Here is a 15,000-nt window from a genome sequence, read left to right as displayed (position 1 = left end):
CCCGGGTCAGCGCGCGGCGACCCGGTAGAGCACGGTGCCGTGCGCCGGCACCTCCTTCGCGACGATGTCCCCGTCGCTGTCCGTGACACGCCCGGTGACCAGATCACGCATCCCGTACGAGGACGCCTTCGGCAGCCCCGCCGCCCTGGCCGAGGTGGACACCGTCCGCGGCGTATCGCCCGAGTTGAACAGCGCCACGGCCCGGTCGCCGTTCTTCAGCGGTTTGGACATCACCGTGAAGGCGTCGTTCTGCTCGATGACCCTGCCCTGTACGCCGAGCGGGTCCTGGTCGACGGCGACGATGTGCCGGTTGCCCAGCACCCGGCGCGCCTCTGGGGACAGCTTGGCCAGATCCGTACTGGAGATCAGGGGCGCGGCCATCATCGCCCACAGCGACATCTGACTCTGCACCTCGTGCCGGTTCAGCCCCGAGTCGCCCGCGAGCAGGAAGTCCGGATCGTTCCAGCGTCCGGGCCGCTGGAGCGGCGCCAGCGCCGCGTTGTAGCGGAAGTTGTAGACGATGGACGACCACTTCGTGGCCGGGGACTGCTGCTCCAGCGCGATGTCCCGGCCGCCCCGCCACAGGTTGCCGACCTCACCGGACCAGCCGATGACCCGATGCCAGACGCTGTCGCCGTCGTACTGGAAATAGGCCGGCGCGGACACCGAGAAGGTGATGGGCCGCCCGGTGGCCTCCAGCGCCCGGCTCTGCTGCTCGTACACGTCGCGGTAGATCTGCTCCTTGGTGCGGCCGGCCGGGCGCGGCACGTTGCAGCCGTCCGCCTTGAGGTAGTCGACCCCCCAACGGGCGAACTGCCGCGCGTCGTCCGCGAAATGCCCATAGCTCCCCGGATATTTCCCGCAGGTCAGGGTGCCGACGTCCTCGTAGATGCCGAATTTCAGGCCCAGCCGGTGCAGTTGCTGTCCGACGTACGCCATGCCGTGCGGGAACTTCGCCGTGTCCGGCACCAGCTCGCCCTGGGGGCCGCGTTGCTTGGCCATCCAGCAGTCGTCGACGGTGACGGTGTCATAGCCCTTGTCGGCCAGCCCGGTCCGCACCAGCGCTCGCGCGTTGTCCAGGACGACCTTCTCGTTGATGTCGCACATGTAGTACGACCAGTTGTTCCAGCCCATCGGCGGTGTCGGGGCCAGATTCGGATACGGCGCGGCGGCGCGCGGGCGGGCGGCGGTACGGCTCGGGTCGGGGGCGGCGGAGGCGGGCGCGGTGGCCGCGAGCAGCCCGGCCGAGCAGGCGGCGACGGCGGTCAGTGCGGCGAAGGTGCGGCCGGTGCGGGGTACCTGACGGTGGGACACGGGTCACCTCACGGGGTGGGCGGGACGGCCGGAGCGCACACCGTTGGCGGAAGCGGTGCGGCGCACGGCCGGACGCTAAAAGTCGCCCACCGCCCGGTCAAGAAGCCGCACCGACCCGCCCGAAGGTTTCAGCCGCCTGCGCCTGGCGACCGAGATCGCCGCGTGCTATTCCAAGGACATGCCGGAACGGACTTCGTATGACGCGGTCATCGTCGGCGGCGGGCACAACGGACTGGTGGCCGCCGCCTATCTCGCACGCGCCGGGCGCAGCGTGCTGGTGCTGGAGCGGCTGGACCACACCGGTGGTGCGGCCGTGTCGACCCGGGCCTTCGCCGGGGTCGACGCCCGGCTGTCCCGTTACTCCTATCTCGTCAGCCTGCTGCCGCCGAAGATCGTGCGGGACCTCGGCCTGCGCTTCGCGGTCCGCAAACGCACCGTCTCCTCCTACACCCCCACGGTCCGCGACGGCCGCCCCACCGGCCTCCTGGTGGGCGGCGGCGAGGCCCGTAGCCGTGACTCCTTCTCCCAACTCACCGGCTCCGACCGGGAGTTCGCCGCCTGGCAGCGCTTCTACGGCACCACCCACCGCCTCGCCGGCCGCGTCTTCCCCACCCTCACCGAGCCGCTGCCCACCCGCGCCGCGCTCCGCGCCAGGATCGACGACGACGCCACCTGGCAGGCCCTCTTCGAACGCCCCCTGGGCGAGCTGGTCGAGCGGACCTTCACCGACGACCTGGTCCGCGGCGTCGTCCTGACCGACGCCCTGATCGGCACCTTCGCCACCGCCCACGACCCCTCTCTGCGCCAGAACCGCTGCTTCCTCTACCACGTCATCGGCGGCGGCACCGGCGACTGGGACGTCCCCATTGGCGGCATGGGCGCGCTCACCGACGCGCTGGCCGACGCCGCCCGGCGCGCCGGCGCGGAGATCCTCACCGACTGCCCGGTCACCGCCATCGCGACGGACGGCCACAGCGCGGAGGTGACCTCCCCGCTGGGCACCGTCGGTGCCCGCCGGGTCCTGGTCAACGCCTCCCCGCGCGAACTGGCCCACCTCCTGGGCGAGACCCCGCCGCCGCCCGCCGAAGGCGCCCAGCTCAAGGTGAACATGCTGCTCACCCGGCTGCCGCGGCTACGGGACACCGGCGTGGATCCACGGGAGGCCTTCTCCGGCACGTTCCATATCGCCGAGGGCTACGGCCAACTGGAGCGCTCCTATCAGCAGGCCGCATCCGGCGAACTCCCCTCCTCGCCGCCCTCCGAGATCTACTGCCATTCCCTGACCGACCCCTCCATCCTCGGCGCCGACCTGGTCCGCCGGGGCTACCAGACGCTCACCCTCTTCGGCCTGCACGCCCCGGCGAGGCTGTTCACCGCCGACAACGACACCACCCGCGAACGGCTGCTGGCCGCCACCCTCGCGGAACTCGACACCCACCTGGCGGAGCCTCTCGCCGACTGCCTGGCCCGCGACGCCGACGGCCGCCCGTGTATCGAGGCCCGCAGCCCGCTCGATCTCGACCGCGAGCTGGGCCTGCCGGGCGGCAACATCTTCCACCGCGATCTGGCATTTCCGTACGCGGATCCCAAGGACGGGCACACCGCGGGAGCGCCGGCCCGCTGGGGCGTGGCCACCGGCCACCCCAATGTCCTGCTGTGCGGCGCGGGCGCGGTGCGCGGCGGGGGAGTGAGCGGCATCCCGGGGCACAACGCGGCGATGGCCGTGCTGGAGGAGGAGTGAGCCGCCCGTGTCCGCCGGGGAGGGAGTCCGGGCTTTCGGTGCCGGCCGCCGAGGGCCCGTCCTCCGTCCGCCGCGCACCAGGTTTCTGACGCAGCATCAGAAAATCTCTTCCCTCGGACGCCCCGCTGCGGCATCCTGCGCCCATGCAGACGGAGCTGAGCAACACGCTGGGCGTCGAGCACGCCGTCTTCGGATTCACGCCCTTCCCGGCGGTCGCCGCGGCGATCACGAGGGCGGGCGGCTTCGGGGTGCTCGGCGCGGTCCGCTACACCGCGCCGGACGAGCTGGCCCGCGATCTCGACTGGATGCAGGAACACACCGACGGGCTGCCCTACGGCCTCGATGTGGTGATGCCCGCCAAGAAGGTGGAGGGCGTCACCGAGGCCGAGGTCGAGGCGATGATCCCCGAGGGGCACCGCCAGTTCGTCGACGCCCTCCTCGACAAACACCAGGTGCCGCGGCTCGCCGAGGGGGAGTCGTCCGGCTGGCGGATCACCGGCTGGATGGAGCAGGTCGCGCGCACCCAGCTCGATGTGGCCTTCGACTACCCGATCAAGCTGCTCGCCAACGCCCTCGGCTCACCGCCCCCCGACGTCGTGCGGCGCGCCCACGACCACGGCGTACTCGTCGCCGCACTGGCCGGCAGCCCCCGCCACGCCCGGCACCACAAGGCGGCCGGCATCGACATCGTCGTCGCCCAGGGGTACGAGGCCGGCGGGCACACCGGCGAGATCGCCACCATGGTCCTGACCCCCGAAGTGGTCGCCGCCGTCGACCCGTTGCCCGTACTCGCCGCCGGCGGCATCGGCACCGGTGAGCAGATAGCCGCCGGCCTCGCCCTCGGCGCACAGGGCGTCTGGCTCGGCTCGCTGTGGCTGACCACCGAGGAGGCCGAGCTGCACTCCCGCCGGCTGACCGCGAAACTGCTCGCCGCGGGCCCCGGCGACACCGTCCGCTCCCGCGCCCTGACCGGAAAGCCCGCCCGCCAGCTGCGCACCGACTGGACCGACGCCTGGGATGACCCCAGCGGTCCCGGCCCGCTCCCCATGCCGCTGCAAGGACTGCTGGTCGCCGAGGCCAACTCCCGTATCCAGCGGCACGAGGTGGAGCCGCTGCTGGGCACGCCGGTCGGGCAGATCGTCGGCCGGATGAACAGCGAACGCAGCGTGCAGGCGGTCTTCGACGACCTCACCCGCGGCTTCGAGCGGGCCATCGACCGCATCAACCGCATCGCCGGAAGGAGCCAGCAGTGAGCCCGGCAGTGAGCCCGGCGGAGAGCCGGCCCCCCAACGGCTTCTGGGCGCAGGCCACCGCCGACCCGGACCGCACCGTCCTGATCGCCCCGGACGGCGAGGAGTGGTCCGCGGGCCGCCTGCACGCCGCCACCAACCAACTCGTCCACGGCCTGCGCGCGGCGGGCCTGCGGCGCGGCGACGCCTTCGCCGTCGTCCTCCCCAACGGCGTCGAATTCCTCACCGCCTACCTCGCCGCGTCCCAGGCCGGGTTCTACCTCGTCCCCGTCAACCACCACCTGGTCGGCCCCGAGGTCGCCTGGATCGTCGCCGACTCCGGGGCGAAGGTGCTTCTCGCCCACGAGCGCTTCGGCGACGCGGCCCGCCAGGCCGCCGACGAGGCGAACCTGCCGCCCGGACAGCGGTACGCCGTCGGCACGATCGGAGGTTTCCGGCCCTACGCCCGGCTCCTGGCCGGCCAACCGGAGTCCGAGCCCGCCGACCGCACCCTGGGCTGGGTCATGAACTACACCTCGGGCACCACCGGACGCCCCCGCGGCATCCGCCGCCCGCTGCCCGGCAAGCCCCCCGAGGAGACCTACCTCGGCGGCTTCCTCGGCATCTTCGGCATCAAGCCGTTCGACGACAACGTCCACCTCGTCTGCTCGCCGCTCTACCACACCGCCGTGCTGCAATTCGCCGGCGCGTCCTTGCACATCGGGCACCGTCTCGTCCTGATGGACAAATGGACGCCCCAGGACATGCTGGCCCTGATCGACGCGCACCGCTGCACCCACACCCACATGGTCCCCACCCAGTTCCACCGCCTCCTCGCCCTCCCCGAAGACGTACGGGCGTCCTACGACGTGACGTCCATGCGGCACGCCATCCACGGCGCAGCGCCCTGCCCCGACCACGTCAAACGCGCGATGATCGACTGGTGGGGCGGCTGCGTCGAGGAGTACTACGCGGCGAGCGAGGGCGGCGGCGCCTTCGCCACCGCCGAGGACTGGCTCAAGAAGCCCGGTACGGTCGGAAAGCCCTGGCCGATCAGCGAACTCGCGGTCTTCGACGACGACGGCAAACGCCTGCCGCCCGGCGAACTGGGCACCGTCTACATGAAGATGAGCACCGGCGGGTTCAGCTATCACAAGGACGAGGGCAAGACGAAGAAGAACCGGATCGGCGACTTCTTCACCGTCGGCGATCTCGGCTATCTGGACGAGGACGGCTATCTCTTCCTCCGTGACCGCAAGATCGACATGATCATCTCGGGCGGGGTCAACATCTACCCCGCCGAGATCGAGTCCGCCCTGCTCGGCCACCCCGCCGTCGCCGACGCCGCCGCCTTCGGCATCCCGCACGACGACTGGGGCGAGCAGGTCAAGGCCGTCGTCGAGCCCGCCGAGGGGTACGAGGCGGGGCCCGCGCTCGCCGACGAGATCCTCGCGCACTGCGCACGCCGGCTGGCGGGCTACAAGCGCCCCCGCTCCGTCGACTTCGTCAAGGCCCTGCCCCGCGACCCCAATGGCAAGCTCTACAAGCGGCGGCTCCGCGACCCGTACTGGGCGGGCCGGGAGCGCGCCGTGTAGCCGCCGCCCCGGACGGTGCCGCGGTCAGTGTCCGCGGATGTGGACGATCCGCAGCGCCGGCGACGCCAGGATGTCCCTCTCACAGAACCGCGCCCGCACCATCCGGCCGGCCGAGTACCGCTCGGTCTGGTCGCTGTAGTGCGGCGACCGGGGGTTGGCGGACTGGGAATAGGTCAGCAGAAGGCGCGCGTCGGGACAGCGGCCGCCGCCGTTGAACCCGACCGCCTGGATATAGCTGGACCCCGTGCTCACCTCGTCATATCCACCGTGCGCCGGATCCCATATCCCCTCGGTCTTGTTCCAGATGCCGAGCCCTTCCGTGCCACCGGCGATCGGGATCCGTTTGCCGTTCCGTGCGACGAACTGGTGCTGCCCCAGCGGCGCGTCCAGCGCGATCCCGGCCGCGCGCAGCTCGGCGACGGCGTCGGCGAGCGCGGTGGCGAAGCCGGTGGCGGCGGTGTTGAGGGTGCGCGGGGTGCGCACCGGATCGGCCGGGTCGAAGGGCGTTTGCCACAGCTCGGCGGCCGGGACCTTCGCGGTCAGCCCCCGCCAGAAGCGCTCGAAGAGCAGCGCGCCCCTGCTGTCGGTCCGGACGGTGCGATCCCAGCCACGGATCACCCGGCACGCCCGCGACACATCAACGGGCGTGCCCTTGCTGCTGGTTGCGGTGCCCCTGGGCAGGGCCGAGCAGGCGCGTGCGGTGTCGGCGGCGGCCAGATCACCGGCCGGCGCCCGGTTGGTGAACTGCTGCCGCTGGAGAGCGTCGAGGGTCAGCCCGCCCCGGGACGCCATGGCGGAGACGTCCTGGAGGGCGCCGCGGGTACGGAGCGTGCGGGGCGTCGCGGTCGGTCCGAAGACCCGCGGATAGCCGGTGACCGGCCGGTCCGCGTTGGCGAGCCAGGCGCTGTCGTTGGAGTTCTCGACGTACGGGGCGTCCTTGAGGGTGGGCATCGCGGACGGCCCGAAGATGCCCGGCTGCACCGCGTCGGCGTCCCGCCCCGGCACGCAGTCCGAGCGGGAACCGTCCAGTACGGCCAGGCCGGTGGCCGGGTAGGTGGTGCGGCCGAGCGCGGTGGAGCAGCGCCGGTCGAGGCCGTCGGTGATCCGGGGGAGCACCTGCGACTGGCTGAAGAGGGTGTGCCCGGCGGCGTCCGCGGCGACGGTGTTCGTCCAGGGCAGCCCCTGGGTGCGCCGCAGCGACCGCGCGATGCCGTCCACCCCGGTGGCCTTGCTGAAGCTGAGGGCGGTGTCCGAGGCCCGCAGATTGACCGCGTTGGGGTCGTTCAGCGCGTACGCCGTCGAGCGGTTCCACGAGAGCGGCAGCTGCCCGAGCGAGGTGATGACGGGGCCGTAGCCCCCGGGCGCGTGGCTTGACCCGGCATCGGGCGCCCCCGAGGATCGCGCCATGACGCAAGCGCGGAGCAACACCGTCGACTCAGTCCTGCGGCGCAGCGCCCGCCGGGTGCCCGAGCGGACGGCCGTCCGGTATGCGGACCGGTCGTGGACCTACCGCGAGCTGGACGACGCGGTGAGCGCCGCGGCCCGGGTACTGCTGGCGGAGGGGCTGCGCCCCGGCGACCGGGTTGCCTCCTACGGGCACAACTCCGACGCGTATCTGATCGGGTTTCTGGCCTGCGCCCGCGCCGGGCTGGTGCATGTGCCGGTCAACCACGGCCTGACCGGCGACGATCTGCGCTACATCCTGGAGCAGTCGGGCAGCACGCTGGCGCTCACCGACCCCGCCCTCGCGCACCGGCTGCCGGAATCCGTACGCGCCATGCCGTTGCACGACGCGCCCGACGGACTGCTGGAGCGGCTCGCCGCAGCGCCGGAGACGGGGGCCGCCCCGCCCGTGGACGGCGTGGAGCCGGCGGGCGGGCCGCCCGGCGACGACACCCTCGTTCAGCTCCTCTACACCTCGGGAACCACCGCGCTGCCCAAGGGCGCGATGATGACCCACCGTGCGCTGGTGCACGAATACACCAGCGCCGTAGTCGCCCTGGACCTCAAGGAGAGCGACCGGCCGCTGCACTCCCTGCCGCTGTACCACTCCGCGCAGATGCACGTCTTCCTGCTGCCCTACCTGGCGGTGGGCGCGGAGAACATCATCCTGGACGGTCCGGACCCGGGGCGGATCTTCGATCTGGTCGAAGCGGGCCTGGCCGACAGCCTGTTCGCGCCGCCGACCGTATGGATCGCGCTGTCCAACCACCCGGACTTCACCGTCCGCGAGCTGAGCGGGCTGCGCAAGGCCTACTACGGCGCCTCGATCATGCCGGTGCCCGTCCTGGAACGGCTGCGCGCCCGGCTGCCCTCGCTCGCGTTCTACAACTGCTTCGGGCAGAGCGAGATCGGACCGCTGGCCACCGTCCTCGGCCCGGACGAACACGAAGGCCGGATGGAGTCCTGCGGCCGCCCGGTGCTGTTCGTGGAGGCGCGGGTGGTCGACGAAGCGGGCCAGGAGGCGCCGGACGGCAGCCGCGGCGAGATCGTCTACCGCTCCCCGCAGCTGTGCACCGGCTACTGGGACAAGCCCGAGGAGACCGCCGAGGCCTTCCGGGACGGCTGGTTCCACTCCGGGGACCTCGCCGTACGGGACGCGGAGGGCTATTTCACGGTGGTCGACCGGGTCAAGGACGTCATCAACTCCGGCGGCGTACTGGTCGCTTCCCGCCAGGTCGAGGATGTGCTCTACGCCCATCCGCAGGTGGCCGAGGTCGCGGTCATCGGGCTGCCGGACGAGCGGTGGATCGAGGCGGTGACCGCCGTGGTCGTACGGCGCGCGGAGGGTGCCGGCGGTGCGGGGGGTGAGGACGCTGAGGTCGGCGAGCAGGAGCTGATCGACGCCGCCCGCGACCGCCTCGCGCCGTTCAAGGCGCCCAAGCGGGTGATGTTCGTGGACGCCCTGCCGCGCAACGCCAGCGGCAAGGTCCTCAAGCGGGAGCTGCGGGACCGGTTCGGCGCGCCCTGACCCTCGCGCGCAGGGGCGCTGTCAGTGGTGCCTGCCATGCTGAGAGTGACCGGAAAACAGGTCGTGAACGCCACGGCCGCGAGCCAACTCGACAAGCGCCGCACTCAGCAGTCACACGCTCGGCAACCACCACGCTCGGCAATCACCGCATCGAAGGAGCACCCATGCTGACGACCCGTTACGTCCCCGGCACACCGAACTGGCTCGACCTCGGGGCCCCCGACATCGACGCCGCCGTCGACTTCTACTCCGCCGTCTTCGGCTGGACCTTCCAGTCCGCGGGCCCCGAGGCCGGCGGCTACGGCTTCTTCCAGCTCGACGGCAAGACCGTCGGCGCCGTCGGCCCCCTGATGGAGGAGGGCGCGAGCTCCGCCTGGACGCTGTACTTCCAGACTTCCGACGCGGACGCCACGCTCAAGGGCGTGCAGCAGGCGGGCGGCTCGGTCCGGGTCCCGCCGATGGATGTCTTCACCGCCGGCCGGCTGGCAGCCTTCACCGATCCCAAGGGCGCCGATTTCGCTGTGTGGCAGCCCGGCGACACCAAGGGGCTGGAGAAGGTCATGGAGGCGAACACCCTCTGTTGGACCGAGCTGTACACCACCGACGCGGCCGCCGCGAAGGACTTCTACGCCTCGGTCTTCTCCTGGGACTACCAGGACATGCCGATGGGCGGCGACATGGTGTACTCCGTCGTCTCCTCGCCCGGGGGCGGCAAGGAGGGCGACACCGGGCAGGGCGGCATTATGCAGTTGCCGAAGGAGAACCTGCAGGCCGGTTCCACCCCGGAGTGGCACCCGTACTTCGGCGTGACCGACTGCGACGCCACCTTCGGCGCGGCCACCTCCCGCGGTGCCACGGTATTGATCCCGCCGAGCGACGCACCCGGCGTCGGCCGGCTGGCCATGCTCAAGGACCCGGCGGGCGCCCCCTTCGCCCTGATCAAGGGCGACCCGACCACGTCGTGAGCCTCCGTGACGTCCGCCTCCGTGACGTCCGCCGCTCTGACGCCCCGGCGTCCCCTGGGAGAGACCCCCGGCCTCTGCTAGGGGTTGCCCCGCGGCCGCGTGTCCACGATGCGCTTGATCTTGCCGACCGAGCGCTCCAGCGTCTCCGGATCGACGATCTCGACCGCGACCGAGACCCCGATGCCCTCCTTGACGCCCCGCGCGATCCGTTCGACGGCCGCCGTGCGCGCCTCGGGCGTCGCCTCCGGCCGGGCCTCGGCGCGTACGGTCAGATGGTCCATCCGGCCCTCGCGCGTCAGCCGCAGCTGGAAGTGCGGGGCGACGCCCGGCGTGCGCAGCACGATCTCCTCGACCTGCGCGGGGAAGAGGTTGACCCCGCGCAGAATGATCATGTCGTCGCTGCGCCCGGTGATCTTCTCCATCCGGCGGAAGGCGGGACGCGCGGTGCCGGGCAGCAGCCGGGTCAGATCGCGCGTGCGGTAGCGGATGACGGGCATCGCTTCCTTGGTGAGCGAGGTGAAGACCAGCTCGCCGTGCTCGCCGTCCGGCAGCACCTCGCCGGTGATCGGGTCGACCACCTCCGGATAGAAGTGGTCCTCCCAGATGTGCAGCCCGTCCTTGGTCTCCCGGCACTCCTGCGCGACACCGGGGCCCATGACCTCCGACAGGCCGTAGATGTCCACGGCGTCGATCGCGAACCGTTCCTCGATCTCGCGGCGCATTTCCTGCGTCCATGGCTCGGCACCGAAGATGCCCACCTTGAGCGAGGTGGCACGGGGATCGATGCCCTGCCGCTCGAACTCGTCCAGGAGGGTGAGCATGTACGACGGCGTCACCATGATGATCTCGGGGCGGAAGTCCTGGATGATCTGCACCTGCCGGCTGGTCATCCCGCCGGAGGCCGGCACGACCGTACAGCCGAGCCGCTCCGCGCCGTAATGCGCGCCGAGGCCGCCCGTGAACAGCCCGTATCCGTAGGCGATATGGACGGTGTGGCCGGGGCGCCCGCCCGCGGCGTGGATCGACCGGGCGACGATATCGGCCCACTGCGAGAGGTCCCGTTCGGTGTACCCGACGACGGTCGGGCGACCGGTGGTGCCGCTGGAGGCGTGCAGGCGGCGCACCCGCTCCTTCGGGACGGCGAACATCCCGAAGGGATACTGGGCCCGCAGATCGTCCTTGACGGTGAACGGAAAGCGGTCCAGATCGCCGAGCGAGCGGCAGTCCTGCGGGCGCACCCCCGCCCGGTCGAACGACTCACGGTAGAACGGCACGTGGTCGTACACATGCTGCAACGAGGCGCGCAGCCGGGACAGCTGCAGCTCGCGCAGCGCGTCCCTGGAGAGCCGCTCCGCAGCGTCGAACGTCTCGCTCGCCTCGCCCGACTCGCTGCCCGTCGCGCCCGTAGCCGTTTCCGGCATGGAGAGTCACCGCCTCATTTCTCCCTACCGATCATTCGGTAGCTGGATGCGGATCCAAGTAATCAGCGCGCGGCGAACACGTCAAGAGGCGTGCCGGGAACTGCTCCCGGGTAGCGTCCAGCGCAGGAGTGACGTCCAGAAAGTGCAGGTCGGTGAGGTCCAGCCGGCATAGCGGGTGTGGGGGGAGGAGGATGCGCCCCCGGCCGTGCTGCTTCCTGGCGCCGTGGCCCCAAGGGCTGTCGGCGTGCCGGCCCAGGCCGCTGCAGCCGTACGCCGGCTGCCGGGAGGTGACCGGACCGTAGCGCGCGGGGCCGTGCGGGCGCCGTCCATGAGGAGGGCCGCCAAGTGCCCCCTGCCAGGTGCAGTACGGTGACGTGCTCAGTCAACTCCCCTCATCCCTCGTCCGAATCTCTCCTCCGAGAAAGGCCGAATGTGCAGCTGACCAGCCGGATGCGCCGGGCGCTGACCGCCGGTGCCACCGCGACCCTCCTGTTCACCGGAGCCGGCGGGGCCGCAGCGGCGCCGGCCGCCCCGGCCGAGGTCGTCATCCCGGCCGCGCACGCCGCCCCCTCCCCGTACGCCCAGCTCCGTCCCCTGGCCGCGCTGTCCGCCGAGCGGCTGGCCACCGGCGACCTGGTGGCCGCGGCGAAATGGGGCACCGGGAGCCCGATCGACGATCCCGCCCGTGAGCGCGTGGTGCTGGACTCGGTGGCGGAGCAGGCGCGGAAGCTGGGCGCCGATCCCGAGGTGACGGTGCGGATCTTCCGGGATCAGATCGAGGCGAGCAAGGTCGTTCAGCGTGGGCTGCACCGTCGGTGGGACGCGGATCCCGCGCAGGCGCCGGCCGAGCGCCCGGACCTGAACACGGTGCGGGAGGAGATCAATCGCCTCAACGGTGAGCTGGTGCGGGCCATCGCCGATACGCCGCGCGCCCGCTCCGCGCCGTACTGCGGGCCGCTGGTGGCGGGGGCCGCCGTCCAGGTGCGGTACGAGCGGCACCTGGACGCGCTGCACACGGTGGCGCTGGCCCGCTCACTGCGGTCGGTCTGCGGCGGCAGCTGACCCGACCTACGGGCAGGTGCCCCGGCCGGCGGGCAGCCCCTCACCCCTGCCGCTCGCCCGCCACCACAGCCTTCGCCCAGCGGTAGTCCGCCTTTCCGCTGGGCGAGCGCTGGATGCGGTCGGTGAAGACGACGGCCCGCGGGATCTTGTACCCGGCAAGCCGGGTACGGCAGTGGTCCTGCACACCCGCGAGGTCCAACGGCCCCGATCCGTCCCGGAGTTGGACGACCGCCGCGACGCGGTTGCCCCATCGCTCGTCCGGTACGCCCGCCACCAGCGCGTCATACACATCCGGATGGGCCTTGAGTGCCTGCTCGACCTCCTCCGGATAGATCTTCTCGCCGCCGGAGTTGATGCACTGCGACCCCCGGCCGAGAACGGTGACAATGCCCTCCGCGTCGACGGTCGCCATATCGCCCAGCAGCACCCACCGGTCCCCGCCCGCCTCGAAGAATGTCTCGGCGGTCTTCTTCGGGTCGTTGTAGTAGCCCAGCGGTACGTGCCCGCGCAGCGCGAGCCGGCCCTCCTCGCCGACCGTGACCGGCTCATGCGTGCCCGGATCCACCACTGCGATACGGGAGTTGACCCGCAGCCGGAACCCGGACTCGGGCCCGGAGTCGTCCGTCGCGGTGCCGTTGAAGCCGGACTCCGAGGAGCCGAAGTTGTTGAGCAGCATGGCGTTCGGGACCAGCGCGCTGAACTGGGCCCGTACGGTCTCGGAGAGGATCGCGCCGGAGCTGCTGACGCTGAACAGGGATGAGCAGTCGGTGCCCTGGAGCGGACCGCTGAGCGCGTCGACGAGCGGGCGCAGCATCGCATCCCCGACCAGGGAAACGCTGGTGACCTTCTCCCGCTCGATGGTCCGCAGCACCTCCTCCGGCACGTACTTGCGGTGGATGACCACCTTCTGGCCGAAGTGGAAGGCGATGAACGCGGTGAGGGTGGAGGTGCCGTGCATCAGCGGGGGCGTGGGGAAGAAGACGAGACCTTCGCCGCCGGCCGCGACCCGTTCGGCCAGTTCCTGGGGCCGTTTGACCGGCTCGCCGGTCGGTGCCCCGCCGCCCATTCCGGAGAAGAAGATGTCTTCGTGGCGCCACATCACGCCCTTGGGCATCCCAGTGGTGCCGCCGGTGTAGATGACGATCTGGTCGTCGGCGGAGCGCGGTCCGAAGCCGCGCGCGGGCGATCCGGCGGCCTCCGCGTCCGCGAGCTCCGCGGGCGCGATCGCGGGCTCGGGGGCACCGGCGGGCGGCGTGCCGACCCGTACGAGATGCCGAAGCCCGGGTGCCTGGGGGAGGGCGGCGGCCACCCGCTCGGTGAACTCCGCGTCGAAGACCAGGCCCGTCAGGTCCGCATCGCGGTAGAGATAGACCAACTCCTCTTCCACGTAGCGGTAGTTGACGTTGACCGGTACGGCGCGGATCTTCAGGCACGCGTACACGGCCTGGAGATAGGCGATGCCGTTGTACAGATGCAGCCCGACATGCTGCCCGGGGCCGATGCCGTGGTCGCTCAGATGGTGGGCGAGGCGGTTGGCGGCGCTGTCGAGTTCCGCGTAGGTCAGCCGGCGCTCGGCGCCGGTTCCCGGATGGTCGACGTACACCAGCGCCTCGCGGTCGGGAACCGTGTCGACGATCGACTCGAAGAGGTCGGCAAGGTTGTACTCCACGTCTCCTCCAGACCGGGCGGGCATCGGCCGGTGCCGGTCTGCGGACCGGACCTTGGCGGTCATTAGAGCGCCGGAGGGAGGAGCAGGGAAGGGCCACGGCCAAGAAATCTGACTACCTGTCAGAAAAGCCTTGAAGTCGCCGTGCGCCTACTGCAACCTGTTCTACGTCTTGAGACGGGAGGACGGAATGGGTGGAACCGAGGGAACAGCCGGTACGGACGGAAAGGGCGGTACGGAGCACCTGACCGTGACGCGCGTCGGCGCGACACTGGTGCTCACCCTCAACCGGCCGGAGGCGAAGAACGCCCTCTCGCTGCCGATGCTGGTGGGCCTGTACGACGGCTGGATGGCGGCCGACGCGGACGACGACATCCGCTCCATCGTCCTCACCGGTGCCGGCGGCGCCTTCTGCGCCGGTATGGACCTCAAGGCGCTGGCCGGCGGCGGGATGGCCGGCGAGCGGTACCGCGACCGGCTGAGCGCCGACCCGGACCTGCACTGGAAGGCGATGCTGCGGCACCACCGCCCCCGCAAACCGGTGATCGCCGCCGTCGAGGGGTACTGCGTCGCCGGCGGTACGGAGATCCTCCAGGGCACCGACATCCGCGTCGCCGGGGAGAGCGCCACCTTCGGCCTGTTCGAGGTCAGGCGCGGGCTGTTCCCCATCGGCGGCTCCACCGTCCGCCTCGCCCGCCAGATCCCCCGCACCCATGCCCTCGAAATGCTGCTCACCGGCCGCCCGTACCCGGCGCACGAGGCCGAACGCATCGGCCTGATCGGCCATGTCGTGCCCGACGGCACCGCACTGGAGAAGGCCCTGGAGATCGCCGAGCAGATCAACGCCTGCGGCCCGCTCGCCGTCGAGGCCGTCAAGGCATCCGTCTACGAGACCGCCGAGCTGGCCGAGACCGACGGGCTCAAGGCCGAACTCGCCCGTGGCTGGCCCATTTTCGACACCGCCGACGCCAAAGAGGGCTCCCGGGCCTTCGCGGAGAAGCGCCCGCCCGTCTACCGGCGCGCCTGACACCCTACG

General features: G+C 71.5%; 10 protein-coding genes and 1 pseudogene. 7 read left to right on the top strand and 4 right to left on the bottom strand.

All coding sequences use genetic code 11. The features are described from left to right. Positions 1 to 6 precede the first annotated feature (6 nt). Complete coding sequence (locus ACZ4S3_RS28825; RefSeq protein ID WP_467939183.1) at positions 7 to 1,314, bottom strand: glycoside hydrolase family 27 protein; 1,308 nt, start codon at positions 1,312 to 1,314, stop codon at positions 7 to 9. 178 nt (positions 1,315 to 1,492) lie between these two features. Here ACZ4S3_RS28825 and ACZ4S3_RS28820 point away from each other — a divergent pair, with 178 nt between their 5' ends. The 3 genes from ACZ4S3_RS28820 to ACZ4S3_RS28810 all read left to right on the top strand — a co-directional run bounded on the left by ACZ4S3_RS28820 (position 1,493) and on the right by ACZ4S3_RS28810 (position 5,879). After that, entirely contained in the window at positions 1,493 to 3,055 is a 1,563-nt protein-coding gene (locus ACZ4S3_RS28820; RefSeq protein WP_467939181.1) for a phytoene desaturase family protein, read from the top strand. Positions 3,056 to 3,198: 143 nt separating this feature from the next. Next, positions 3,199 to 4,308 carry an NAD(P)H-dependent flavin oxidoreductase gene (locus ACZ4S3_RS28815; RefSeq protein ID WP_467939179.1) on the top strand — a complete coding sequence of 370 codons (1,110 nt, stop codon included), beginning with the start codon at positions 3,199 to 3,201 and terminating at the stop codon, positions 4,306 to 4,308. Next, positions 4,305 to 5,879, top strand: a complete 1,575-nt coding sequence (locus tag ACZ4S3_RS28810; protein WP_467939177.1) for an acyl-CoA synthetase — start codon at positions 4,305 to 4,307, stop codon at positions 5,877 to 5,879. Before ACZ4S3_RS28815 ends, ACZ4S3_RS28810 begins: the two co-directional genes overlap by 4 nt. Positions 5,880 to 5,903: 24 nt before the next feature. Here the strand turns inward: ACZ4S3_RS28810 and ACZ4S3_RS28805 are convergent. Further along, positions 5,904 to 7,232, bottom strand: a pseudogene (locus ACZ4S3_RS28805) (penicillin acylase family protein); the annotation flags it as partial. A gap of 52 nt (positions 7,233 to 7,284) precedes the next feature. Here ACZ4S3_RS28805 and ACZ4S3_RS28800 point away from each other — a divergent pair. Then, entirely contained in the window at positions 7,285 to 8,850 is a 1,566-nt protein-coding gene (locus ACZ4S3_RS28800; protein ID WP_467939175.1) for an acyl-CoA synthetase, read from the top strand. A gap of 164 nt (positions 8,851 to 9,014) precedes the next feature. Further along, positions 9,015 to 9,815 carry a VOC family protein gene (locus tag ACZ4S3_RS28795; protein WP_467939173.1) on the top strand — a complete coding sequence of 267 codons (801 nt, stop codon included), beginning with the start codon at positions 9,015 to 9,017 and terminating at the stop codon, positions 9,813 to 9,815. A gap of 77 nt (positions 9,816 to 9,892) precedes the next feature. On the opposite strand, the gene paaK is transcribed toward ACZ4S3_RS28795, so the two are convergent. After that, the gene (paaK, locus tag ACZ4S3_RS28790) at positions 9,893 to 11,236 is read right to left on the bottom strand and encodes a phenylacetate--CoA ligase PaaK (RefSeq protein WP_467939172.1); all 1,344 of its coding nucleotides are present in this window, start codon (positions 11,234 to 11,236) and stop codon (positions 9,893 to 9,895) included. A 432-nt stretch (positions 11,237 to 11,668) separates the two neighbouring features. Here paaK and ACZ4S3_RS28785 point away from each other — a divergent pair, with 432 nt between their 5' ends. Further along, on the top strand, positions 11,669 to 12,298 hold the full coding sequence (locus ACZ4S3_RS28785) for a chorismate mutase (protein ID WP_467939170.1): 630 nt from the start codon (positions 11,669 to 11,671) through the stop codon (positions 12,296 to 12,298). Positions 12,299 to 12,338: 40 nt separating this feature from the next. Here the strand turns inward: ACZ4S3_RS28785 and ACZ4S3_RS28780 are convergent, their stop codons facing one another. Beyond that, on the bottom strand, positions 12,339 to 13,967 hold the full coding sequence (locus ACZ4S3_RS28780) for an acyl-CoA synthetase (RefSeq protein ID WP_467939168.1): 1,629 nt from the start codon (positions 13,965 to 13,967) through the stop codon (positions 12,339 to 12,341). A gap of 187 nt (positions 13,968 to 14,154) precedes the next feature. Here ACZ4S3_RS28780 and ACZ4S3_RS28775 point away from each other — a divergent pair, with 187 nt between their 5' ends. Beyond that, positions 14,155 to 14,991 (top strand): crotonase/enoyl-CoA hydratase family protein, encoded by an 837-nt coding sequence (locus ACZ4S3_RS28775; protein ID WP_467939166.1) that lies wholly within the window; start codon positions 14,155 to 14,157, stop codon positions 14,989 to 14,991. Positions 14,992 to 15,000: the final 9 nt, after the last annotated feature.

Source organism: Streptomyces sp. NPDC028368 (genome assembly GCF_055565615.1).
Note: the sequence above shows the minus strand (reverse complement) of the source record. Positions and strands in the feature narration are given on the sequence as shown.

Excerpts from the sequence above, each read along its gene's own strand:
- ACZ4S3_RS28820 (WP_467939181.1), top strand. The coding sequence starts at position 1,493 with ATGCCGGAACGGACTTCGTATGACGCGGTCATCGTCGGCGGCGGGCAC.
- ACZ4S3_RS28815 (WP_467939179.1), top strand. The coding sequence starts at position 3,199 with ATGCAGACGGAGCTGAGCAACACGCTGGGCGTCGAGCACGCCGTCTTC.
- ACZ4S3_RS28800 (WP_467939175.1), top strand. The coding sequence starts at position 7,285 with ATGACGCAAGCGCGGAGCAACACCGTCGACTCAGTCCTGCGGCGCAGC.
- ACZ4S3_RS28795 (WP_467939173.1), top strand. The coding sequence starts at position 9,015 with ATGCTGACGACCCGTTACGTCCCCGGCACACCGAACTGGCTCGACCTC.
- paaK (WP_467939172.1), bottom strand. The coding sequence starts at position 11,236 with ATGCCGGAAACGGCTACGGGCGCGACGGGCAGCGAGTCGGGCGAGGCG.
- ACZ4S3_RS28775 (WP_467939166.1), top strand. The coding sequence starts at position 14,155 with ATGGGTGGAACCGAGGGAACAGCCGGTACGGACGGAAAGGGCGGTACG.